General features: G+C 65.6%; 17 protein-coding genes. 10 read left to right on the top strand and 7 right to left on the bottom strand.

Going from position 1 to position 23,078, the window contains the following annotated elements:
- Nucleotides 1-10: 10 nt before the first annotated feature.
- The 4 genes from P0D87_RS05850 (at nt 11) to P0D87_RS05835 (ending at nt 4,091) form a co-directional block, all read left to right on the top strand.
- Nucleotides 11-1,339, top strand: a complete 1,329-nt coding sequence (locus tag P0D87_RS05850) for an amidase (RefSeq protein ID WP_053860669.1) — start codon at nt 11-13, stop codon at nt 1,337-1,339.
- Between the two features lie 55 nt (nt 1,340-1,394).
- Nucleotides 1,395-2,570 carry a transporter substrate-binding domain-containing protein gene (locus P0D87_RS05845; RefSeq protein WP_053860902.1) on the top strand — a complete coding sequence of 392 codons (1,176 nt, stop codon included), beginning with the start codon at nt 1,395-1,397 and terminating at the stop codon, nt 2,568-2,570.
- Nucleotides 2,567-3,187, top strand: coding sequence for an ANTAR domain-containing response regulator (locus P0D87_RS05840; RefSeq protein ID WP_006047141.1), 621 nt, complete (start codon nt 2,567-2,569; stop codon nt 3,185-3,187). Before P0D87_RS05845 ends, P0D87_RS05840 begins: the two co-directional genes overlap by 4 nt.
- A gap of 151 nt (nt 3,188-3,338) precedes the next feature.
- The gene (locus P0D87_RS05835) at nt 3,339-4,091 is read left to right on the top strand and encodes a phage tail tip lysozyme (protein WP_006047140.1); all 753 of its coding nucleotides are present in this window, start codon (nt 3,339-3,341) and stop codon (nt 4,089-4,091) included.
- A 99-nt stretch (nt 4,092-4,190) separates the two neighbouring features.
- On the opposite strand, the gene P0D87_RS05830 is transcribed toward P0D87_RS05835, so the two are convergent.
- Complete coding sequence (locus P0D87_RS05830) at nt 4,191-5,672, bottom strand: helix-turn-helix transcriptional regulator (RefSeq protein ID WP_006047139.1); 1,482 nt, start codon at nt 5,670-5,672, stop codon at nt 4,191-4,193.
- A gap of 407 nt (nt 5,673-6,079) precedes the next feature.
- Between P0D87_RS05830 and P0D87_RS05825 the strand changes: the two genes are divergently transcribed.
- Nucleotides 6,080-8,365, top strand: a complete 2,286-nt coding sequence (locus tag P0D87_RS05825; RefSeq protein WP_053860671.1) for a winged helix-turn-helix domain-containing protein — start codon at nt 6,080-6,082, stop codon at nt 8,363-8,365.
- A gap of 68 nt (nt 8,366-8,433) precedes the next feature.
- On the opposite strand, the gene P0D87_RS05820 is transcribed toward P0D87_RS05825, so the two are convergent.
- On the bottom strand, nt 8,434-8,856 hold the full coding sequence (locus P0D87_RS05820; protein WP_321175854.1) for an HrpB1 family type III secretion system apparatus protein: 423 nt from the start codon (nt 8,854-8,856) through the stop codon (nt 8,434-8,436).
- A gap of 266 nt (nt 8,857-9,122) precedes the next feature.
- Between P0D87_RS05820 and P0D87_RS05815 the strand changes: the two genes are divergently transcribed.
- Both P0D87_RS05815 and P0D87_RS05810 read left to right on the top strand, forming a co-directional pair.
- The gene (locus tag P0D87_RS05815) at nt 9,123-9,734 is read left to right on the top strand and encodes a hypothetical protein (protein WP_053860673.1); all 612 of its coding nucleotides are present in this window, start codon (nt 9,123-9,125) and stop codon (nt 9,732-9,734) included.
- A 59-nt stretch (nt 9,735-9,793) separates the two neighbouring features.
- Nucleotides 9,794-10,993 carry a cytochrome P450 gene (locus tag P0D87_RS05810; protein WP_053860903.1) on the top strand — a complete coding sequence of 400 codons (1,200 nt, stop codon included), beginning with the start codon at nt 9,794-9,796 and terminating at the stop codon, nt 10,991-10,993.
- Between the two features lie 77 nt (nt 10,994-11,070).
- On the opposite strand, the gene P0D87_RS05805 is transcribed toward P0D87_RS05810, so the two are convergent.
- Nucleotides 11,071-11,889 (bottom strand): hypothetical protein, encoded by an 819-nt coding sequence (locus tag P0D87_RS05805; protein ID WP_053860674.1) that lies wholly within the window; start codon nt 11,887-11,889, stop codon nt 11,071-11,073.
- A 527-nt stretch (nt 11,890-12,416) separates the two neighbouring features.
- Between P0D87_RS05805 and P0D87_RS05800 the strand changes: the two genes are divergently transcribed.
- Both P0D87_RS05800 and P0D87_RS05795 read left to right on the top strand, forming a co-directional pair.
- Entirely contained in the window at nt 12,417-13,106 is a 690-nt protein-coding gene (locus P0D87_RS05800; protein WP_053860904.1) for a DUF3455 domain-containing protein, read from the top strand.
- Nucleotides 13,107-13,269: 163 nt separating this feature from the next.
- Complete coding sequence (locus P0D87_RS05795) at nt 13,270-16,860, top strand: hypothetical protein (RefSeq protein ID WP_053860676.1); 3,591 nt, start codon at nt 13,270-13,272, stop codon at nt 16,858-16,860.
- Nucleotides 16,861-16,911: 51 nt separating this feature from the next.
- Here P0D87_RS05795 and P0D87_RS05790 read toward each other — a convergent pair whose 3' ends face one another.
- The gene (locus P0D87_RS05790) at nt 16,912-17,997 is read right to left on the bottom strand and encodes an aromatic ring-hydroxylating dioxygenase subunit alpha (protein ID WP_321175855.1); all 1,086 of its coding nucleotides are present in this window, start codon (nt 17,995-17,997) and stop codon (nt 16,912-16,914) included.
- Between the two features lie 607 nt (nt 17,998-18,604).
- Here P0D87_RS05790 and P0D87_RS05785 point away from each other — a divergent pair.
- Complete coding sequence (locus P0D87_RS05785; RefSeq protein ID WP_053860678.1) at nt 18,605-19,627, top strand: response regulator transcription factor; 1,023 nt, start codon at nt 18,605-18,607, stop codon at nt 19,625-19,627.
- Nucleotides 19,628-19,643: 16 nt separating this feature from the next.
- Here the strand turns inward: P0D87_RS05785 and sctC are convergent, their stop codons facing one another.
- From sctC to P0D87_RS05770, 3 genes are all read right to left on the bottom strand, one after another.
- Nucleotides 19,644-21,473, bottom strand: coding sequence for a type III secretion system outer membrane ring subunit SctC (gene sctC / locus P0D87_RS05780; RefSeq protein ID WP_029970663.1), 1,830 nt, complete (start codon nt 21,471-21,473; stop codon nt 19,644-19,646).
- A gap of 191 nt (nt 21,474-21,664) precedes the next feature.
- Entirely contained in the window at nt 21,665-22,480 is an 816-nt protein-coding gene (sctT, locus tag P0D87_RS05775) for a type III secretion system export apparatus subunit SctT (protein ID WP_053860679.1), read from the bottom strand.
- 54 nt (nt 22,481-22,534) lie between these two features.
- On the bottom strand, nt 22,535-23,074 hold the full coding sequence (locus tag P0D87_RS05770) for a type III secretion protein (RefSeq protein WP_053860680.1): 540 nt from the start codon (nt 23,072-23,074) through the stop codon (nt 22,535-22,537).
- Between the last annotated feature and the right edge of the window lie 4 nt (nt 23,075-23,078).

The raw sequence follows: 23,078 nt of genomic DNA, 5'->3' as shown, positions 1-23,078 counted from the left end.
CACTTACGCCATGACTCTTGCCCAATCGTTTTATCGACCGCAGTCCGCTTATGCGCTGCTCGAGCGCGGCGCGCAGAATCCGCATGAAGGCAGCAGCCGTGCCGTGCTCGAATCGCTCGCGCGCATCGAGGAAGTCGACGCCGAACTTCGCGCGATGACCGCCGTTGCCACGCGCCAGGCAGCGCACGAAACTGCGCGCGCGAACGCGTCCGCCGCGCAAGGGCCGCTTGCCGGGCTGCCCGTCGTGGTCAAGGACATCTTCGACACGCACGACTTCGTGACTTCGTACGGTTCGCCGATCTACGCGGATCATCGGCCGAAGTCGGACGCGGCTATCGTCACCTTGTTAAAGCGCAACGGCGCGGTGCTCGTCGGCAAAACGGTGACGAGCGAATTTGCTTACATGGCGCCGACCGTCACGCGCAATCCGTGCGACCCTGGCCGCACGGCGGGCGGTTCGTCGTCCGGTTCGGCCGCAGCCGTCGCGGCCGGCATCGCGCCGTTCGCGATCGGCTCGCAGACGGGCGGCTCGACGATACGGCCCGCGTCGTTTTGCGGCGTCGCCGGTTTCAAGCCGACGCTCGGCATGCTGCCGACGGCCGGCATGAAATGCTTTTCGTGGTCGTTCGATACGGTCGGCCTCTTTGCCGCCAGCGTGCGCGACGTGGCCTATCTCGCGCAGGTTTTGAGCGGACGTCCGCTCGCGCTCGACCGGAACGCGGAGCCGCCCGTGTTCGGTGTACCCGAGACCTATCCGTGGACCGAACCTTCGGCGAATGCGAGCCACGTGCTCGACACGGCGATACGTGCGATCGAGCGCGCTGGCGGCCGCGTTCGGCCGCTGCGCTTCGACTCGTGGATGGCCGAACTGATCGCCGCGCACGACACGATTCAAAGCTATGAAGCGTGGCAAACGCTCGGCTTCGAGTACGATTGTCATCGCGCGCAACTGTCGCCGGTGCTGTTTGCGTTTCTCGCGCGCGCATCCAATGTCGATGCTGCGGCGTATGCGAACGCGTGTGCGTCGATGGCTCGCGCGAAAGCCAGGCTCGCCGAACTGTTCGACGGCGTCACGGCGCTGCTCACGCCGAGCGCGCCCGACGAAGCGCCCGACGGACTCGCGTCGACCGGAGACCCGGCGTTCAATCGCAACTGGACGCTGCTCGGCTGTCCGTGCGTCAATGTGCCGGGCCTCAGAGGCGCGCGCGGCGCGCCCATCGGCGTGCAGGTGATCGGCCGGCCGTTAGACGATGCACGCTGCCTCGCCGCCGCAGGGTTCGTCGAGCAGGCAATCATCGCAAGTGCGGGAATAACAGTTAGCCAACGCGCCGCGGTCTAACCGAACGCAAAGCGCAGCGCAGCGAGGAGAACACTGAATGGAGACGATGGAGACGATGGAGACGAACCGGCAACAGCCCGCGAAACCGCTGTCCGCCGAAACGGGCTGGCGCGTCGGCGTGCTGTTCTCGCGCACGGGCGTGACGGCGGCTACGGAGTCGGAGCATTTTTTCGGCACCGTCCTTGCAATCGAGGAAGTCAACGCGGCAGGCGGCGTGGACGGTCGTCTGCTCGACCCCGTCGTGTACGATCCGAAAAGCGATCCCGACGAATATCGCCGGCTCGCGTCGCGCATGTTGCAGGAAGACGAGGTCACGGTCATTTTCGGCTGTTCCACTTCGTCGAGCCGCAAGGCGGTCTTGCCGGTCATCGAACGCTATAACGCGCTGCTCTGGTATTGCTCGATCTACGAAGGATTCGAATACTCGCCGAACGTGATCTATACGGGGGCGGTGCCGAACCAGAACAGCATGCAACTGGCGGCCTACCTGTTGCGCAATCATGGCCGGCGTTTTTTTCTGGTTGGCGCCGACTACATTTATCCACGAGAATCGAACCGCATCATGCGCGACATGGTCGAGCAGCATGGCGGCGAGATTGTCGAAGAAGTCTATCTGCCGAGCGACGCGGACCCCGCGGCGCTGCAAGACGTCATCGAGCAGATCCGGGCAGTCGAGCCCGACGTGGTATTTTCGACCCTGATTGGCCGGGGCGCGCGTGCGTTTTACAAGCTCTATCGCGAGCATGGAATCGATCCCGCACGCATCCCGATTGCAAGCTTGACGATGACCGAGGGCGAAACGCGGATGATCGGTCCTGAACTGTGCGGCAACCACATCATTTCCGCGAGCTACGTAAACACGCTGAAGCTGCCGGGCAACCAGCGCTTTCTCGAATCGTGGCGAGCGCGCTTTGGCGACCAGCCCGCGAGCATGTGGTCGGAGATGGCCTACAACCAGGTGCATCTGTTTGCGCTCGCATTGGCACGCACGCGCAGCCTCGATACGGCGAAACTGGTCGACGCGGTCTACGAGGTCGAATTCGATTCGCCCGAAGGCTCGCTGCGAATCGACCGCGCGAACAATCACGCGATCCTCACGCCGCGCATTGCGGTGTGCCGGCCTGACGGCGCATTCGACATCGTGTGGGAAGGCCGTCAACCGGTCAAACCCGATCCTTATCTGACTTCCTACGGGTTCGCCGAATTCTGGCTCGACGGAGAGCCGGTATGAACGCAGGCGCGCGCCGCATCTTCGACGATCTGCGCACGCTGCGCGTGGTGGTGATTCATCCGCCCGGCGACGACCGCAGCGTGCTCGAAGAGCAGTTGCGGCGCATCGGCTGCCCGGTTCGCGCGATCTGGCCGCTGCCGGCTCATCTGCCCACGGATGCCGACGTGATCTTTTTTCTGGTGGGCCCCGAAATCAGGAACGCGGGCAACTGGAGCGCCGCCGACACGCAAGCCACGCTGATTGCGCTGTCCGACTACGAGAACCCGACTGCGTTGAAGATGCTGCTCGATACGCAGGCGCACGGCGTCATCACGAAGCCGTATCGCTCGACCGGTGTGCTGAGCACACTCGTGCTGGCGCGCGCGTCGTCGGGTTATCAGCAGCGGCTGCACGCGAAGATCGGCAAGCTCGAGGAGGCGATCAAGGCGCGCCGACATATCGAGCGGGCCATGCGCATTCTGATCGACGCGCATCGGCTGAGCGAGAACGAAGCGTATGAGCACATGCGTTCTCGCGCGACCGAATTGCGCGTGACCGTCGGCGAAATCGCGACGATCGTGATCGACGCTCATGAGGGCATGGAAAAGCTCGGGCTGGGGAAACGGTCGAAGCTTTAGCTTGTAGCTGCCGTGGCTCGCTGCCTCGCCGCTTCGCTTTAGCGGCGTCAACTTCCGAACCGCGCATCAAACGAAAATTCGCCGCTGCTACAGTTGGCTCGATCCTGCATGCTCAACCGATCTCGTCCCTTACCTTCCGAGCGAGGCCACCATGATCGATGCCGCCGAACTCAAACGTCTAGACCAGCTCATTCATCAGCTCGGGCCCGGCGGTTCCGGCACGGGCAGCGCAAGCGATGAGAACATCGCGCGCGAGATCGAGCAGATTCTCGCCGATCTTTTCAGCGATAGCGGCGCGTCAGGCTCCGGCATGCCCTCGATGCCTTCCCTGCCCTCCATGCCCTCCATGCCTTCGCGGCCTTCGACAACTCGCGCCGCGCCCGCCAGCTACCGAAGCACATCGACGACAGGCGGCGTGCCGGCCGGCGACGGCTCGGGCCAATCCAGTTCGGCCAGCACGCCTGAAGCCAAAAAAACCGCGCAGTACTTCATGACCAATCTGCAACGCGACTTCGGCCTGACCCGCAACCAGGCCGCGGGCGTCGTCGCGAATCTGTGGCACGAAAGCGGCGGGATGAACCCAGGCATCAACCAGGGCGGCGCAATCGGCGCGCCGAACTCGAACATGCAATCGGGCTATGGCATCGCGCAATGGACCGGCTCGCGCAAACAGGACTATCTCGACTATTGCTCCGCGAATCATCTCGATCCGTCGAGCGAGCAGGCCAACTACGGCTTCCTCAAGCACGAATTGCAGACCACGCAAGCGGGCGCGATCGACGCGATAAAAAGCACACAGTCCGCGCAGGACGCCACCGTTGTGTTCTGCAATACGTTCGAGCGTCCAGGCGATCCGCAGATGTCGAGCCGCCTCGCCGACTTGCAGTATGTGTTGACCGCGTGATCGAGCATGTTCGGCGCGCGCGGTTCTCAAAGCCACTTGTGTTGAGAACGAAACGCGCCAAACACGCCGAACACGCCTTTTAGAACAGCACGCGCCGCGTCACCGCTCCAGCGTCTCCGAAGGCGCCTCGTGAAACTGCTTGCGATAGCCGCTCACCAGCGTCGAACGATTCTGCACGCCCCACTTGTTGGCCGTGAACAGCACCGTGCGCTCGCCGTTGAACGAATCGTCGAGAAGGTCCGCGCGAATCCGCTCCATCCGCAGACGGCGAATCAGTTCGGTCGGCGAAAGACCTAGCGAATGCTTGAACGCGCTTTGCAACGCGCGCTCGGTCACGCCGACTTCGGCGGCCACTTCGCGCACCGACAGATCGCGTCGATCGAGGTTTTCCTGCAAGTAGCGATAAGCGCGCCGGTAACGCGCGGGCAAACGTGCGGCGACGTCGTCCAGTTGCGGCGCCTGACGCGCGGCCTTGCCCGCATACGACACGAGCACCTGCGAATCGTCGCGCAGGCACTGCGTGGCGATCAGCGCGTAGCGGCCGAAAAACAGCATGCCCTCGCGGCTGCGCCCGAGCGCCTGATGCGTCTTCGCGACCGCATACAGATATTCGAGCTGCCGATGCCCCGTCGACGCCGCGTGGTCGATCCGATGCAGCGGCTCGAGCAGCATCTCGGCCAATTGCGGCGCGTCGGACGCGAGCGCGGCGAGCACGACTTCGAGCCGCGTGGTGCGCAGATAATCGCCGAAGCCGCGCTGTTGCGCCCAGTTCAGATGCGCGGTGATGCCGTCGAGCGCCGCGCGTTCGCCACGCGCCAGCGCGCGCAACTGACGCAAATAATCGACGCGTTGGCGTAAGAGCGGCGTGCAGACGTTCAACGCTTCGACTTCGTGAAGATCGGCTTCGTCGCTTGCGGAGGCCATCGAGCGGAATGCGCCGGGTGTGCCTGGTGTGCCCGCGCCGCGCAGCGTCTGGTCGCCGAGGCCCGACTGCCAGTACGCGTGATCGGATAGCAGCGTCGCGCCGCGTAACTCACGCTGCACCGCGACGTCGAAGCGCAACGTGGCGATCATCTCGCGCCAGTGCCCGAGCGACGGGTCGGTGATCGCGGCCGCGAGTTCGTCGAGCGCGTCGCCCGAATCGCGCGAGCGGCCGAGTTCGTGCAACGCACCGACAATGCCGAGCCGCGCTTCGATCTGCTGCGCCGCGTCGACGTCGGGCTCGTCGACGAGCCGTGCGAAGCACGACAGCGCGGTCGCGAGCCGGTGACGAAACAGTGCCTGCCAGCCGGCGTTGCGGCACGACGCCGCGCGGATCGCCTGACGCGGCGAGCGGATCGCCTTCTGCGCGCGGCGATACTGTTCTTCGGCTTCATCGCAGATGCCGAGCGCCATCTGCATGTCGGCATGCAGGCGCAGCAAGTCGGGCGAGCCCGCAGCGCCGCGCGCGAGGTCCGACCAGCGGCTCGCCTGCGCGCCCGCCGGTTGCAGATCGCCGTCGCGTATCTTGTTGAGAAACCCGTCCGGCAGATCCTGCACGGACAACGACGCCGCCAGGGGAAAGTAAAGCGTCAGGAACATTGCGCTACTCCTCGTTGATGCGCGCGGCTCGATTCACCCGCACGCATGCTGCTGCAAACCGATCGTTGCGAATGCCACCATCGTTCGCATCCCCTAATCTATGCAGATATGCGGCGCACATCTTCAACAAATCTGAGCGTTCGGGCCGATTTGAGAACTGTTGAGATTCGCGATGCGTGCCGAACGTGGACAGGCCCGCGCGCTGGACCCTATTGCCGAACCATGCAACTCGCAATAAGCTGACGAATCCATTGCCCGGCGAAATTGTCAAAAGGCGTCGACCGCGCGTGCGCCGCGAGAACGCCTCTGCGCACGCGGCCACGATCGACATGACCGGTGAGCATTTGATCCGCCGCACGCGGTGGCGCCCAGCCGACCGGGCTCGCCGAATCCGCTGGAGATCCACGATGCCGTCATTACGACCGAACGAAACGATCCTGGCGTTCAGTCGCTTCACGCTGTCCCAGGAGCCGCCGCGGCTCGTCGCCGATGGTCTCGAGGTCGAGCTCGGCGCGCGGGCGCTCGAACTGCTGATCGCGCTCGTCGAGGCGCGCGGCCGGCCGGTCGCGCAGGCCGAGCTTGGGCGACGCGGCTGGCCTGAGCTGAACGTCGACGTCAATACGGTTCAATCGCAGATTTCCGCGTTGAGGCGCGCGCTCGGCGACGATCGCGATCTGATCGTCACCGTGCCGGGTTTTGGCTATCGCTTTGCCGCCGAGGTTCAGACCAACGGCCCTGGCGATTCCGCTTCGCCCACTCCGCCTGCTCCACCCGCGCCGAGCTGGCAGTTGCCGAGCGAGCCGCCGATCGTGACCGCGCCTCGCGCGGCGCAGCCCGCGTTTGGCGCAGCGGCGAGCCCGGCCCGCACGCAGCAGCAACTCACGCCGTTCATCGGCCGGCATGCCGAGCTTTCGGAAGTACTCGGCCTCATATCGATCACGCGGCTCATCACGCTCGTCGGCGCAACCGGTGCGGGCAAGGCGCGCCTCGCACACGAAGCGGCGCGCCGCCTCGCCGCGCGCTTTCGCGACGGCGTCGTGCCGGTGGCGCTCTCGGCGCTCACGCCCGACGACGGTTTCGCCGCTGCGTTCGCGCTTGCGTTGCATCTGCCCGCGGGTTCGGGACAGACGCCGCTCGCGCGTTTGCTCGACGGCGTGCGCACGCGCGAAGTGCTGCTCGTCGTCGATTGCAATGAGTGCGACGGAGCGCTCGCGGCCCACACGCTCGACGCGTTGCTGGCGGCCGGACCGAACGTGCGTGCGATCGTGACCGCGAGTGCGCCGCTTGGCTTGTGCATCGAGGAAGTCGTCACGCTCGGCCCGTTGCGCACGCCCGAACAGCCTCGCGTGAACGCGACGCTCGCGCCGGAATACGACGCGCTGCGTCTGCTGTTCGCACGGCTCGCGACGCTGTCCGCGCGGCGGGAGCGGCAACGGGTTTCGCCGCATTCGTCGCCGCATTCGTCGCCGCAAACATCGCCGCAAACGTCGCAGCAAACGTCCCAGCAAACGTCCCAGCAAACGTCGCCGCGTCCGCTGAGCGGCAACGCGCTGCTGACCGCGCTCGACGGCGGGGCGATGTCGCAAGCCGCCATCGACGCCGCCGTGCTCATCACGCAACTGCTCGCCGGCGTGCCGCTCGCGCTCGAACTCGCCGCGGCGACCATCGACCAGAACATGCGCGCCGGCGAGCCGCTCGAAAGCGCACTGGCCCGCTACGCGCAATGTCTGGATGCGCTCATCGGACCACGCATCGAAACGCCCGGCGTTCCGCATTCGCGCTCGGCGCCGATCACGCTCGCGTTCGATTTGCATTTCGCGCGGCTCGACCGACGCGCGCGTCTGCACTTGCTGCGCCTCTCGATGTTCGCCGGCGAATTCCCGCGCTGCGCGGCCATCGGGCTGCTTGGCGCCTGCGAGCCGTCGATGGCCGCAAGCACAGGCGTCGGAACGCCGGAGCAAACGCACGAACGCACGCCCGCCACCCTGCACGACGCAATCCGCAGCGACGCGCTCGCCGACGCCGCGCTCGACGCGTTGACCGAAGCGGGCCTCGTCGAGGAAATCGACAGCAGCGGACAGTGGATGCTGCATATCCGGCGACCCGTCCGCCATCTCGCGCGCGACATGCTGCGCGACGCCGGCGAATACGACCGCACCGCGCTCGCGCTCGCAACCGGTCTGCCGGTGCGGCTGAACGCGCATCGCAAGCGCGGCGAGCGCGCGCATATCGACGCGCTCGACATCAGCGATCTCGAAGACCTGCGCGCGTCGCTCGAATGGAGCACGCAATGCGAACGCTTCGAGACGGCGATCTCGCTGCTCGAAGGATCGGCCTGGCTGTGGACGCGGCTTTCGCTCGAACCCGAATATCTGCAGCGCAGCCGTGCGGTGCTCGCCGGCGTGCAGGCCGGCGCCACGCCGCGTCGACGGGACGAGATGCGCGTTCATGCGGTTCTCGCGAGCACGCTGCCGCTCGCGCATGCGCCGGTCGCGCAGGCCATCGCCGCATGGGAAACCGTCTACGAACTGGCCAACGCGTGTGCGGACAGCGCGTTCCGCGAGCGCGCGCTGACCGGTCTCATCGTGTGCTGTAGCGAAGCCGGCGATACACGTCGTGCGGCGGAATTGCAGGCGCGTTACGACCGCATCGTGAAAGCGGGCAATGCGCGCAGCGGGGCCGCGTCGCGATGACGGCGCTGACTTGGCCGACATCGCTTGCGCATTGCGGCGACTTGGCGTGGAATTCATCGCGGGCATCGTCACGTGTATTCATTGCCTAACGCTTCGGCAATGCGCGCGGCAATCGAGTCCCCGCCGACGCTCAAAAACTTCGCGACGATCGCGAGCGCCGTGGGATCGCCGCTGCGCAATACCGCAGCCGCGCAACGCCGCCAGTCGCGATCGGCGAGCATGTACAGACACCAGGCCTGCAATGCGGTGACGACGGGCGAACCGTAGCCCTGCTCGTCGATCTGCCGCAACAGACGCAACGCATCGATCCAGCGCCGCGAATTGACGAGCAGCCTCACCTCGCAGATGTCGACGACCGCCGGGTTCGGATGAAGCTGGCGCAACACGAGCAGCAGTTCCTCGAGGTCTGCGTGCGCGCCGAGCCGCAGTCCCACGGAGAAGATCGTCAGCAGCACACCCAGCACCGCGACACTGCATGGATCGTTTTTCATTGCACGTACCTGGGCGAACGAATGGCATGGAGCGACACCCTGCATTCTCGGACGCGCGGCGCGTGGCTATCGCGCGCATACGAAGCGCGGAGCGTGATCGCGAAGCATGCGGTTGTGGCGCGCGGATTTCGCGTGCTCACACCCCGCTTCGCATCCGTCCGCGCACGCCGATGCCCTTCCCATAGTCTGTCTGTGTTGAAGTCGGCGCGATCTGGCGACCTCATCAGTCTTCGTTATCCGCATGAATCAACCTTGTGAGAGGAACCATGACCACCAATAACGTGAACTCCGCGTACTACCAGAGCCCGACGTTCCAGTACCCAGGCGGGCAGCAGAACGGCGGCGCGAACCAGGCGCAGATCGACGCCGACATCCAGCAGTTGCTCAACGACCTCGGCATCACGGGCGGCCAGTATCCGGGCGGCAGTCAGTATCCCGGCGGCGGCCAGTTCCCCGGCTCGACCGGTCAGTATCCCGGCGCGCCGTCGAACGGCAATCCGCCGCTGCGCTCCATCAAACTCTCGACGCGCTCCGGCGGCGAAGTGAGCCTGCTCGAAGATCCGTCCGGCAATCTGTACGACAAGAACGGCAAATCGGTCGGCACGGTGGGCGCGGACGGCAGCGTGAGCTTCACCGCCGACGGCAAGAAAGAAGTCAACGAACTGATGACGAACGGCCGCTCGCCTTTCGATCTCATCATGAGCGGCGGCCTCGTCGAAGGCGAGAAACAGAGCGACGGCACGTACAAGTTCGCAGCGGATCAGGTGAACATCGGCGCGGGCGATCTGAATCTGAACAGCGCGCCGAACAATCGGGTTCAGCCGCTGACGGTCGAGCAGCCTGTACAGTCGCCGGGCAATTACACTCTTAACGTGTGACTCTTACGTTCGACGTGCCGTTCACCGATACACGCACGCATGCTGACGGCGAACCGCCGATGACCTGCGAGATCCCGGACCCAGGCTCGTACAGCGTGCTGCCGTCGATCATCGGCACGGGTTCGGGCGATCCGTATCCGCTCTATGGATGGTTGCGCGCGCATCGGCCGCTGTGCCGCGACGCGAGCGGCGTATGGCTCGCGTCGTCGCATGCGCTCGTCACCCGCATACTCGACGACGCGCGTTTTTCGGCGCGGCCGCCGCCTGGCACCGAGCCGCTCGACGATCCGCTCGGCTATGCCAGCATGGTCGTGTTTCAAACGGGCGAAGCGCACGAACGGCTGCGGCGCTTTCTCGGGCCGCTGTTTTCACGCAAGGCGTTGGTGTCGCTGCAAGCGTTTATCGACGATGAAGTCGCGCGCCTCGTCGATCAATGCGAGCACTTGCCGCGTTTCGATCTGGTCGCGAACATCGCGAGCGCGTTGCCGGTGCGCACGATCTGCCGTCTGCTCGGGTTTCCCGATGCGCATGGCGCGAGTTATCTGGAGGCGTCGGCGGGCGCGTGGCAACTGATCAGCGGCGCGCCGATGTCCGCCGCGGAACACGCGCTCGCGGCCATGCACACCGAAGCCTTCCTCGCGCAAGTCGAATCGTTCATGCGGGCGATCGACCCTCACGCCGCGCCCGATCATGCGGCCTCGCGCTTCCTGCGGCTCGAACAGGAAGGCGGCATCGGCCGGCGCGAAATGCTCGTCAATATCCTGTTTCTGTTTATCGCGGGATACGGCACGACGCTGCTGTCCATCGGCAATAGCGTCGCCGCGCTGCTGCGCGAGCCGCGCGCGTGGCAGGCGCTGAAGGACGACGTCGCGCTGGTGCCGCAAGCCGTACGCGAACTGTATCGCTACGATCCCGCGGTGCAGTCCGTGTTTCGCTATGCATGGGACGATGTGGAGATCGACGGCTGCCGGATTCGTCGCGGCGAACGCGTGATGCCGCTCATCGGCGCCGCGAATCGCGACCCGGCGGTGTTCGCCGCGCCCGATGAGATTCGCTTTGAACGCGAGGCCGGACGTTCGCTGACGTTCGGCGCGGGTCCGCATAGCTGCATGGGACTGGCGCTCGCGCGGATGCAACTGGAGTCGCTATTGCGCGCGTTGACTCGGCGCATGCCGGACTTGCGGCTCGCGCCTGGTTGGCAGGCGCGGCAGCAGCACGGTTCGTTTCATGGTTATGACCGGTTGATGGTCGAGCGTTAGTTAGGCTGAGCGTTAGGCTGTCGTGATTGAACGCGATGCGCGTGAGGCTCGCGCATCTTGCATCGCATATCGGGTTGTCACTCGGACAGGAACTTCACGTCGCCCCGATTGCCCGTATAAGTGTCGTACGACACCACCTGCGGGCCGCTGCCGCCTTGCGTATTATTCGAACCGATCAACGTGATGCGGCCGTTGTCGTTGCTCGCGACGATCTCGACGTGCTCATCGTCGCCGACGATGCAGATGTCGCCCGGCTTCGCCTCGTTGCGGCTCACCGTGCGCCAGCCGTCGCCTTTCAATTCGCTGTGAAGCGTCGACACGAGATTCGTGTGCTGCGACTCGGAAATCTTCCCCGACTTCACGAGACACGCCGACGCGAAGTTCGCGCAGCACACGGTCGTGTCGACGCCCTTGTCCATCGGCACACCCTGGTCCGCCATGATGCTGGCCGCCGACTTGTGCAACTGCGTCTGGGCGACGCCCGCCGCATTGCCCGAGCCGGCCGGCCGCACGTTGGCGTCGCCTCGCTCGACGGCGCCGTTCGAGTTGACCGCGCGCGTGCCGGATGAACTGCGATAGCTCGCTTGGGTGACGCCGCCGCTGCTCGTCGGGAGCGAAGGCATCGAGGGCATGGAAGGCATCGGCATGCCCGACGATTCCTGCGATGGACTCGTGATGCTCAACAGGAACTGCAGGAAGAGTTGTTCGAGCGCGTTGTCACCCATGCCGCCTGGCGAATTCCAGTTCGCGCCGGCGTTGCTGCCGACGTTGCCGCCGACGTTTGCCCACGCGTTCGGCTGCGCAGTGATGGATCGCGTGAACAGCGACGAAGGATCGGCCGCGCCCGTATATCCGCCTGCCGGATAGGACAGCGTGGAAAATGCGCTATACGTCATGACGACTCCTTGTTAGCGAAGCGACGCGGTGGCCTGGCGCGCGTTGTTGCCGGGCACGCTTGAATGTAAACGCGGCGCGATGCAGTTGCCGTGTGCCGCGCGCAACGATGCGCAATAAAGCGAAGCGGACGATGAGGGGTTGCGGCAGGTGTGACGTGGACGTTAGCGGTTGTCGCGGGTACTTGCACGGCGTTGCGGCATTCTCGCGGGAGCCGACATAGAAAGCGATTCTGCGCAAGTTCGTTCGGCGGGTTGCGACGTGCGGCGGCGCGCACGCGTCGTCGTTGCGCGGCATCGCGGCGATCTCGCGCAGGTCGACACAAGAAGTCGATTCTGCGTAGATCGGTCCGGCGGTTTTGAGCGCGCAGCGGCGCACAACCGCCATCATTGCGCGGCACTCGCGGCGATCTCGCGCAAGTCGACACAAGAAGCCGCTTCTGCGCAAATCCGTCCGGCGCTTCGCAGCGTGCCGGCGCGTCCGTTGCGCTTCATGTCTACTACCGCCATTGCGTTGCGTCGAGATCGCCGTGCCGAAACATTCTCTTTCCGCGCTCTGTCCCGTGGCCGCGTTCCATGCGCCTGCTGTCGCCGTCCGCGCGCTCGTCGCACTTGCGCTCGCGAGTCTTCTCGCCGCGTGTGCCGACCCGACGCCTGGTTCCATGCAACTGAAGATCGCCCAGCAGCAGAAGCTCGTCCCGCCTGCCAACGAAACCTTGCCGCTGTCGCTGCGAGCCGGATCGCAGGAAGTCCTTCAAGACGTGTTGAGCGCGGTCGGCGATGAAGTGTGGAACTGCCGGCGAAGCGGCGGCGCGCTTCAATGGACGTCGACAGGCACGGAAGCCACGCTCGTCGATCAGGCGCGCAAGAGCGTCGGCACGGTGATGCCCAACCGCATGTTCAGCGCGTACGACGGCAGCTACATGATTGGACGCCTCGCCGCCGACCAGACCGTCACGCCCGACGCGCTGCCGTGGCAACGCATGGACGCGCGCTTCAATGCCGGCGAGCGGACAGGCGAAGGCCGCTTTGCGAGGACGACGTCGGTGCAGCGCGTGCTGACCTCGGGCGGCGTCCCGCCGAATCCGGCTTGCGACCAGGAAGGCGTGTCGCTGTTCGTGCCGTATTCGGCGACGTATTTGTTCTATCGCGCGAGCGACCCCGCCGCAGTGGTGCCCGCGCCGGAGCCGCCGTTGAACGCGGCGTCGGCTGCGCAATAGCGTGGTCGGGTCTTGCGTCACGCACGAGGCGAAACACGACACATCAAATTCGCACGAAACGCGTGACGTATAGCGCCTAACGCGGCGCCCGCCTCACACGCGACGCCCGACGCCACACTCCCGCTTCTCGCGCGCCGCGCCGCTGCATGCTTCGGAGGACTCGATGAACTTCCGCTTTCCGCCACTGACCTCTCTTCTACCCAGCCGCGATAACGCCGCGACTTCATCACAACAGCAACCGCAGCCACAAACACACCCCACCACCCCCGACACCCAGACCCCGCTCAGCGGCCTCGCCCGTCTCTCGGACCGCGTGCGCCACAATCCGGTCACGCGGATTTTCCGCGCGTCGAACACCACGGTAACCGTGCTCGAATCGACGCTCACCGCAGCCGGCAGCGTCGCCAACCCAGCCGCCGATACGCGCTTTCCCCGTCCGCCGCAACGCGCGCCGGCGCATGAACCGGCATCGCTCGACAGCGCGGCAATCGCGATCGGCGCACAGGGCGCGCAACTCGCGAACGCGTCGATCGGACGCACGGCCGCCTTCCTGGCCGACGACGCAACGCGCGGCGCGCTGCCCGTGCCGAAGTTCATGAGTCCGCGCGCGATCGGCCAGACGCTGCGCCGTCTGCGTAACCGCGAAGCCAACGCGGCCGCCCGCGAATGGGCGCAAACGCTCGACGATCACTTCATGCAGCCCGTGATCGCCGTGAACCGGCTCTTCCCGATTCCAGCCGATGCCACGCCGGAGGCGGCGGACGCGCGGCAGACCGCCATCAATAGCCTGCTCGACGGACTCACGCTGCGCAGGCCCCGGCCGGCGGGTGCGGACGCGTCGTTGCCGCCGGCCGTCGAACGCCTGCCGCAGGAGTGCGTGGTGCCGGTCGCGGAGGCGCTCGCCGAGGCGAGCGGCGGCGATCCCGCGCTGGCCGCGCGAATTCTCGAACGCTTGCAGCAGCCGCTAGACATCGCCAGTAATGCACCACCCGACAAGTCCAACGCAGCCGACGCAACCGATCTGGAACCCCGCACCTGGCGCTGCGCGCAAAACCTCGCGCAGGCGCGTTGCGCCGCACTCGAAGGTCTGCTGCGTTTGCAGTTCGGCGACAGCGCCCCGCATGCGGAGCGCGGCAACAGCGCGGCCGCGCGGCTCGTCGTCTATCTGCAGGCCGGTCACAAGCTGCGTTCGATGGACGCCGACCTCGGCGCCACACCCGCCGATCTCAACGACGACGCGACGTATCGCATGTTCATCGACGATCCGTATGGCCGGCACGCGATGCTCGCGCTCGATGCGGCGCGGCGTCTGCCGCCCGACGCCGTCGACGCGAACGAGACCAACGCCCACGACATCGGCGCATGCGACATCGAAGCGATCACGGCTTACCGTTTGTGGCAGATGGGCTTCGACGAAAGCGGCCCCGGCTCCGATCTGGAGCGCGCGTCACAGTTGCTGTTCGACGGCGGCACGACGTGGGTTGAGCGCGGCGCACAGCGGCAGCAGCGCAAGGACGCGGCGCTCGGTTCTATCGACGGCGCACCGCCTGCCCAGCGCTTCGCGCATGTGAAGGCGCGCGTGGGGCTTGCGGTGCACGACGTGCCGCGCGTGTTCGGCAGGAACCGCTCGCCGATCGGCGTCTCGAGTCTGCTCGGCGCCGACACGCCGTTCTTCGACACGACGCGCGGACGCTACGACACCGCGCTGATCGCCGCCCGCACCGCGCTGCTCGACTACAGCAACGAGCAGTTGCCACGCGCGGCCACGCCCGGCCGGATGCTCACGCATGCGCTGAACGCGGAGCGCCTGCGGGCATGGACCGATGCGCGCCCCGATGTGCCGTCCGACGCGCGGCTTCGCGAGTTGCAAAAGCGCCGGCCCGAATCGTTCGAAATCGGCCGGCGCGACGCGCGGCGGATGTGGGACGCCGCGCGTGCACGCGTCGCCGCAATGCGCGGGCAAGGCGATCCGCGAGCGCAGCGCAACGTCGAGCGCTGCTTGCGCATGTTCGACGACCGCGAGCGGCGCCGTCGCTTCGTCGATGAAATGACGGACGGCGGCTTCACGCTTGCCACGCTCGAACGCTGGTTCAATGCAAGCGCGATGGCCGCCGACGACGCCCCGCTCGCCGAGCCCACGCAGCGCAATCTGCAGGCCGCGCACGATCTGCTGGACAACCCCGGCATTGCGCCGCTCGAACGGATCACGACGCGCAACTTGCGCGAACAGCATCTCGCGCTGATGGCGCAGAACGTGCCGGGCACGGGCTTCACATCGTATGACGGCAATGCGCTCGGGCTCGACGCCAGCGCGTGGGGCAACTTGCCCGCGAAGCTGCTGGTCTCCGCGGGACCGATCGTGACGGTACTCGGCGGGCGCGATTCGATGTATTCGATCGGCACCGCGTACGAAGGCGGCCAGATGATCTTCGGCAACCGCAGCCGCGTGAACGGCGCGCTGGGCGCGCAAGGTTTCGTCGGCGCGGCGCTCGATGTGGCCGGCGTCGCGGGCATGGCGGGCGGCTGGGCATCGTCGGGCGTGGGCGGCTCGCTTGCGTGGGAGCAGTCGGTGGTGTTGCGCGCGCGGCGGCTCGCGCCCACGCCCGCGACCGCCGCGCACGAGGCCGAGGTCTGGCACAAGGACAGCCGGCAGATGGTCAACGCCTACTGGGACGCAGCCGAACAGGCACAGACACCCGACGAGTTCATGCAGATCCTCGCCGCCGGTATCGCGGACAACGAACGTATTTCGCTGTCGTCGCAAAGCAATAACGCGACGTCGGTCACGGCGACGCCGCTGACCGTCGGCGGCGTCGCGCGTGCGAACGTGCCGGGCGCGAGTTCGCCGGATCGCGTCGGCGTTTATGCGGGCGTGAGCTCGGGCGTGACGCTCTATTCCGCCGCCGATCTGAAGGAGAGCGGCGCGCTTGCCAGCACGATCGGCGCGACGTCCGTGCAGGGCTCGCTGACAGCGAGCGCGGGCGCGCAGTTCGCGCCGCGTGCGATTGCGCTCGGCGACGACGGTTTGAGCACGGGCTTGGACTTAGGCGACGTGGGATCGGTCAGCCCTGCCCCGAAGACGCTGGCCGGCGCGGCCGTCGACGTCACGCCGTTTGGGCGCTCGTCGTTCGTCTTCGCGATGCGCGATAACCGCGGCCTCGTCGCCGAATACACGATGCAGGACCGCATGTTCCGCAACGCCGACGACTGGGCCCGCTCGGTGCGCGCGAATCCGGCGTGGGTGCACGGCATCGGCGCGCAACGGCTGCAACAGGTGATCGAGCAGACGCAGTTGGAATCGTCCGGCGAGTTTTCGTTCGGCGAACGCTGGGTCATCAAGGACGAATGCGTGCCGCGCCTGAACCAGTATCTGACGCTGTCGAATCAGTTGCGCTCGCGTCTGGAAGATGATGCGTCCACGCGGACGCTGAGCCGCGCGGAGCGTGCGCTGATCGAGGCGAAGCTGCGCACGCTCGAACGGAAAATGCAGAGCGCTTTCGAAGACCCGTCGGCGTGGCGGCCGCTCGGTTTGTTCGGTCTGCGTGAGGTCGCGCGCAGCAGTTCACAGGGCTGGAAGTACGGACTGCGTGCATCGCATGAGCAAAGCCGGATCGGTAAGAGCCTGACGTTCTGGACGCCGGTGTCGGAACCGGAGGGTGAATCGGCTGCGTTGGAAGTTGGTGGCGTGGTGCCGACGCTTGCAAGCACGGGCACAGGCACAGCGGCCGCTGACGCGCCAGGCGGCGCGATGTAACGACGGGCGGACGCTTTGTCGATGGCTTTGGCTGCTGGCCGCAGCCCCCAACTACAACACCTCCCCCGCCGTCGATACACCTTGCCGCGCTTCGTCCGCGATCAGCCGTTCCATGATGCGGCGCGCGTGCACCGCGCCCGCGTCGATCGGCAGCATCGCCGGGCGCAGCGACCAGAAATCGCGATCGCCGATCACGCATTGCTGCGCTTCGAGCATCGGAATGTCTTCATCGCGAAACGGCGCGAGCAGGCTTTGCGCCGTGCGGCTCACCAGCTCCGCGCCATGCTCGCCGATCGCGCGCGGCAAACCGAACGCGAAAAAATAATGCGAACTCGCGGCGGTTTCGGGCGTGAGCCAATGCGCTGAAACCGCTTCGCGCGTCGTCTCCGGCAAGCCGCTTTCGCAAATGCGCACGACGATTGTGAGCAGCCCTGGCGGTATCCATTGCACGTCGAGTTCGCGGTCGGCGCGCTCGCCATAGAGCAGATTGAAACTCTGCGTGAGCATCGGCCGCAGATATTCGCCCTTCATCTCGCGACGCACCGACACCGTGTTGCCCGCGACCGTCGCACGTACCGCGCCGCTCGCCATCTGCTCGCTGCCGAGCGTTTCCGGATGCAGGTACTGAAAGTGGCTCAGGTCGAGCAGATTGTCCGCGCTCAACTGATAGTTCGCGTGCGTGTGCAGATAGCGCTCGCTCGTGAAGTTCTCTTGCGGATCGAGATAATCGAATGCGGGAAGCGGCGTATCCGATGCGCGTTGCGCATCGCCCGGCCAGAACCAGATCGCGCCGTATCGTTCGCGCACCGGATAGTGGCGCGCTTCGGCGCGTGCGGGCACGCGGCCATCGCCGTGCGGATTGAACACGCAGCGGCCTTCCGCGCCAAAACGCAGCCCGTGATACGGACATTCGAGCGCACCGTCGACCACGCGTCCGCGCGACAAAGGCGCGAAGCGATGCGGGCAGCGATCCGCGAGCGCAACCGCTTGTCCGCCCGCGACGCGATACAGCACGACGGGCTCGTCGAGCAGCGTGCGCGCCAGCGGCGCATCCGCCGTGACCTCGCTGGACAGCGCGGCGACATACCAGGCGTTGAGCAGATACGGCACGGCGAGTCTCCAGTTGGATCGAGGCACGATTCACCTGCGGCGAGCCCATATTAGGCAATCCGCAATTAAACACGCTCAACAATTCTCATAGCGGTAAATAACGGAAAACGCGCAATTAAGCAGGCGCTCGTGCGGAAATAAATGCGTATTACGGATTGCAAGCGATGGACGCGCGTGTCGCTTGCCCCCAATACCGCAGCGGTTAAATATTGGCCGGCGTCTAAACCTCGCCTTAACCTTACAACAACATTACATAAATGTAAGGGTAGCGCGTAAACGGCTGTTGCGAAAGCGATTTCCGCGCTTCGCACAGCTTCGCGTCTGTAAGGTTCAACGCGCCCTGCTCCGTCATTATTTTTTCGGCAAGCGGCAAAAAACGTCTATTGCGCCGAGTGAACTACGAGAAACAGGTAGTCGAAAAATGGCAATTTCGTGATCCGCTTTTCAATCAGGCGATTGAATCGCGGTGAGGAAACAAAACGTTACATCCTTGATGGACCGCTCCCTCTACTGTCGAGTCATTCGAATTGCGTAATCGGCCGAAACCGCAAACGCATCCGCCTACCCGTTCCACGAATGACGTTCGCCCTTCGCCCGTGAGTCTCGCGGGCGAGCGGTATCGCACGGAGGAAAAATGAAACTTGCAGTGATGACCAGAAGCGCAACATTGTTCGGGTTGATCTGCCGTTGTTTCGAAGCCGACGGCGCGGTCTGCCATCGGTTCGCCGATGACGTCGCCTTCGCGCGCGCAATCTATCGCGACGAATACAGCGCGATCCTGATCGACGCCGACACCGGTCTCAATCCGCTGCGCCCGGTGCTCGCGCGGCGTGCCTGCTATGCCGACCGCCGCGCGCCGCTGATCGTGATCGGCGCGGGCCACGACCGCGAAGCCATCGCGCGGCTGTTCGATGCGGGCGCGGACGACGTCGTGCTGTCGCCCGTCGATGCGCGCGAGGTGATGCTGCGTGTGCACCTCGCATTGTTGCGCGTGCAACTACAGAGCGCCGATTCGAGCGACACGCTGGAATGCGGCGCATACCGGCTCGATCGCCGCAACTGCACGGTTCACGTCGACGGCCACGCGGTGCGCCTCACGCCGCGCGAATTCGCGATTGCGTGGCTGCTGTTCTCGCGCCGCGGCGAATATGTGAGCCGTCGCCAGATCGCGGGCGCTGTATGGAGCCGTTCCGAGGACATCATCGGACGCACGCTCGAACAGCACATCTACAAGCTGCGCAAGAAGCTGGAACTGAACGGCCCGTGGGGCGTGCATCTGCGGACCTTGTATGCGCACGGCTACCGCATCGAGATGACCGATACGGCGGAGGCCGCGCTTGAAGAAAGCGTTGAAAGCGCGGAGAGCATGGATAGCGTGGATTGCGTGGATAGCCACGGCGTCGCATTGGAGACACTGCACGACGATGCCCGCACAGCCGCAGCCATGACCTGCCTCGCACCGATGCAGCCCGTCGCTGCGCCGGCCGCGACGCCTCGCGCGGAAGTGCATCCCGCCGATAGCGCGGTGGCCCGCAATGCGCCCGCGTGGGGCGACTCGCAAGCAGCGTTCGCCGCGTCCGCGAGCGGCGCGCCGAAAGCGCCGTACGCGTTGCTGAGCGCAGCCGCCCTCGCCGCGCGCACGCGCGGCAACGGCTAAGCCCCAAGCGTCGCGCTCAAAACTCGATGATGCGCGGCGACAGCAGAAACAAGCGCTCCATGTGACTGCGCTGGTCGTCGCGATAACGGAACAGCCCGCCGATCAGCGGAATCTTCGAAAGACCCGGTACGCCGGTTTCGCCGTTCGTCGACGTATCGACGCGATAGCCGGCAATCAAAAGACTCTCGCCCTGCCCGACGAACGACTCCGTGTTGATCGTGCTGGTCGTAATCACAGGAATGTTGTCGACCTGCTGCGAGGTAATTGCGCCGTCCTCGATATGAACGTTCAGCTTGATGTCCGTCCTGCCGTTTTCTTCCACGACGAGCGGCAACACGCGCAGCGACACGCCGGTCGACACGCTGTACAAATCCGCCGACGTGTAGCCCGACACGCGCACGAAGAAGCGCGTCTTCTGGTCCATCACGGCCTCGACGTTGTTGAGCGTCGCGACCTTCGGGCTCGCATCGATCTTCGCGAGATTGCTTTGCTGCAGCGCGTTCACGCGCGCGAGCAGATAGCGGCCCGCGTTGCCGAGCACCGCCGTGAGCGATCCGCCGAGCGGCGTCGTGTTGATGACGGTCGTGCCGTCCGACAGCGTCTGCGTGCCGAAGATCGGATCGATGTTGCCGTTGTAGCCGTTTTGCTGCGTCGTGCCGTTGCCGGTCTGAATGTCGATGTGACTGTTATGCGCGCGCCAGTCGACGCCGATCTGCTTGAGCGCGTTGTCGTCGATCTCGATGATATGCGCCTCGATTTCGATCAGACGCGGCCGCACGTCGAGCTTGTCGATCAGGCTTTGATACTGCGACAGGCGTTGCGGCACATCGCGAATCAGCACCGAGTTCGTGCGCGGATCGGCTTCGATCACGGGCAGCGTCTGGCTGCCGCTCACCGACGTGTCGCCGCTGCCGCCGTCGCCGCCATCGGACGAGCCGACCGACTGCATGCCAGGGCCACCGCCCGCGGCCATGCCGTTCAGCAATCCGCCGATGCCCGGCGCGACGCCGCCGTTCGCCGCAATGCCCGCAGGCAGCGGCGGATTCACGCCGCTTTCGTAGCCGCCGCCGTCGGTGCTGCCGGTGACGTCGCGCATCGGTTGCAGGCGGCGCATCGTCGGTTCGCGCGCCGCGCGATTGGCGGCCTGCTCGTAGCTGTCCGCGCCGTTGCGCCCGCGCTTGTCGCGCGGATGGTACATCGACGACAGCACGTTCGCGACGCCCGACACGGTCACCGTCTTGCCGTCGATCTCGACGTTGTGATCCGCGGCCCACGCATGATGCAACTGGAACACGCGAATCATCGAGCCCGAGCGCTGCGCCGCGTTGTCGTCGAGCCGGCGCGCGACTTCCGACACGAGTTGCACATACGCTTGCGGGCCGCTCACGAGCGCGGTGCTCTGGCTCTCGTCGTAAGTGATCGGAAAGCGCGAATTCTCGATGCGCAGTTGCGTGAGCGCCGCGCGCAAGTCGGCGGCGCTCGCATGATCGAGCTTGATCACGCGTCGCGTGACGGTGTTCACATCGCTGATCGACAGCACGCTGCCGTCGTAGAACCACACGAAGCCGAAGCTCGACGCGAGCGTGTCGAGAAAGCGCTGCGGCGGCATGTCGAAGCGGCCGCTCACGCTGCCGTGGACGTCGCCGGAAATGGTTGCGGGCACACCTTGTCCCGCGGTGAAATCGCGCAGCACGTCTTTCACGTCCTGCCCTTCGGCGCTGACGTGGACCACGGAACTGCGCCAGCGGATCGCGGCGGCTTCGGCGGGCGCCGCGAGCAAGGCGGGCAACGCGAAGACAAGAGACGCTGCCAGCCGGGCAGCAAGCATGAGCCGTTTGTTGTTCATGGGTTCCACGATGTCCACGATGGTCGATGGGTTGGCCGTGCGTCATGCAACGTGCAACGTGAGCCGGCGATGCCCAATGTATCGAAGCGTGTGAAGCACATCCTCAACAAATCTGACGGTTCATGCGCATTTGAGGAGTGTTGAGAATTGGCGGCGCGGCGCGCACGCTTATTTGCCCGCTCATTGCCCGCTTATTTGCGCAGCGGCCCCGCGATGGCGCGCAACTGTTCGCCGAGACCCGAGAGCACGAGCTGATCGCGGACCTGGTCGACAAAAATCCCGACGAAGAGCGCAAGCATCATCACCGTAAGCGCGCCCTTCACCGGCTGACTGAGCGTCATCAGCTCGAGTTTTTGCGCCGACTTCGCCGCGAAGCCGAACGCGAAATCGACCAGCAGCAGCATCAGCATCATCGGCGCGGCGAGCTTGGCGGTGGTCTGCATCAGCGAGTCGGTTTGCTGCAGCACGAAGCTTTCGAGGACGTTCGCGGGCACCGGCGTCGCGGCGGTCAACGGCCACCAGTGATACGACTCGTACAGCGCGCCGAGCAGGAACGTCATGCCGCCGAAGGTCCAGAACGCGACGCTCGCCACTTGCGCGAGCAAGGTGCCCGTCGGCGTGGACTGCTCTTCGCGCAATGGATTGGTGATCTGCACATTGTTGTAGCCGGCCAGATCGTCGACGTAGATGCCCGCGCCTTCCGCGACCCAGAATACCGTCGATGCCGCGAAGCCCAGCAGCAGCCCGATGGCCGCCTCGCGCAAGCCGATCACGACAAGCGCCGTGCCGGTCAGCGACGTATAAAGCGAAACCGGCTGACCATACGCGATGAACGAGCTGAACAGCAGCACGACGCCATTGCGCACCACGCCTTGCAGGATGCCGTCCGCCGTCGGAGGAAACAGGTAGAGCATCACGAAGAGCCGCACCGAGCACACGCCAAGCACCGTCAGCGAGCGGATCAGTGTGGCGCCGAATTGCGGCAGTGTGGTGATGGTGTCGTACATTACGGATGGCTAATCAAATTTGGAACCGTGTGGCGTGCTCATTGCGCGGTGTCTTCAAAGGGCTCTGCCGTGGATGCCGGTCGGCGGACGCAAACGCGCTAGCGCGGTTTCCTCCGCTTCGTCGTCCTCGGCGTCGGTGGCTTGACGGTCCAGCTCGACATGCAAGTGCGCGATGCGCTCGCCGCACAGATCGATGCGGCTGCGATTCACCGCCAACGCGCGCGTAGCCGCGGCGAGTTCGTCGGCCTTGCCGCGCAACGTGGTGTCAATCGCTGCCAGTTCGCCTTCCATCTGCTGAACACGCACGGCGACGACATCGGCGTAGCGCATCGTCGCGTTGAGTTCGGCGAGACGAACGGCGCTGCCGCCCGTCATCATCTGCGCGATGCGGGCGTGAAAGCCGCGCAATTGCTCGCGCTCGGCCTCCGTGCGCGCGAGTTGCGCGTCGCGTTGCGCGAGCGCTTCGGCATGCGCAGCGCGCGCGGCGATCAGGGCCGCTTGCAGACGGCGCTCGAGCCGCTCGCGACGGCCTATCGTCAATTGAAGCGCGGCCACCCGTCGTCGTGTCGTCTCGGGACTGTGCGTCGTGCTCATCGTG

Source organism: Paraburkholderia sp. RL17-368-BIF-A, from assembly GCF_046054045.1.
In the GTDB taxonomy this organism is placed as follows: domain Bacteria; phylum Pseudomonadota; class Gammaproteobacteria; order Burkholderiales; family Burkholderiaceae; genus Paraburkholderia; species Paraburkholderia graminis.
Note: the sequence above shows the minus strand (reverse complement) of the source record. Positions and strands in the feature narration are given on the sequence as shown.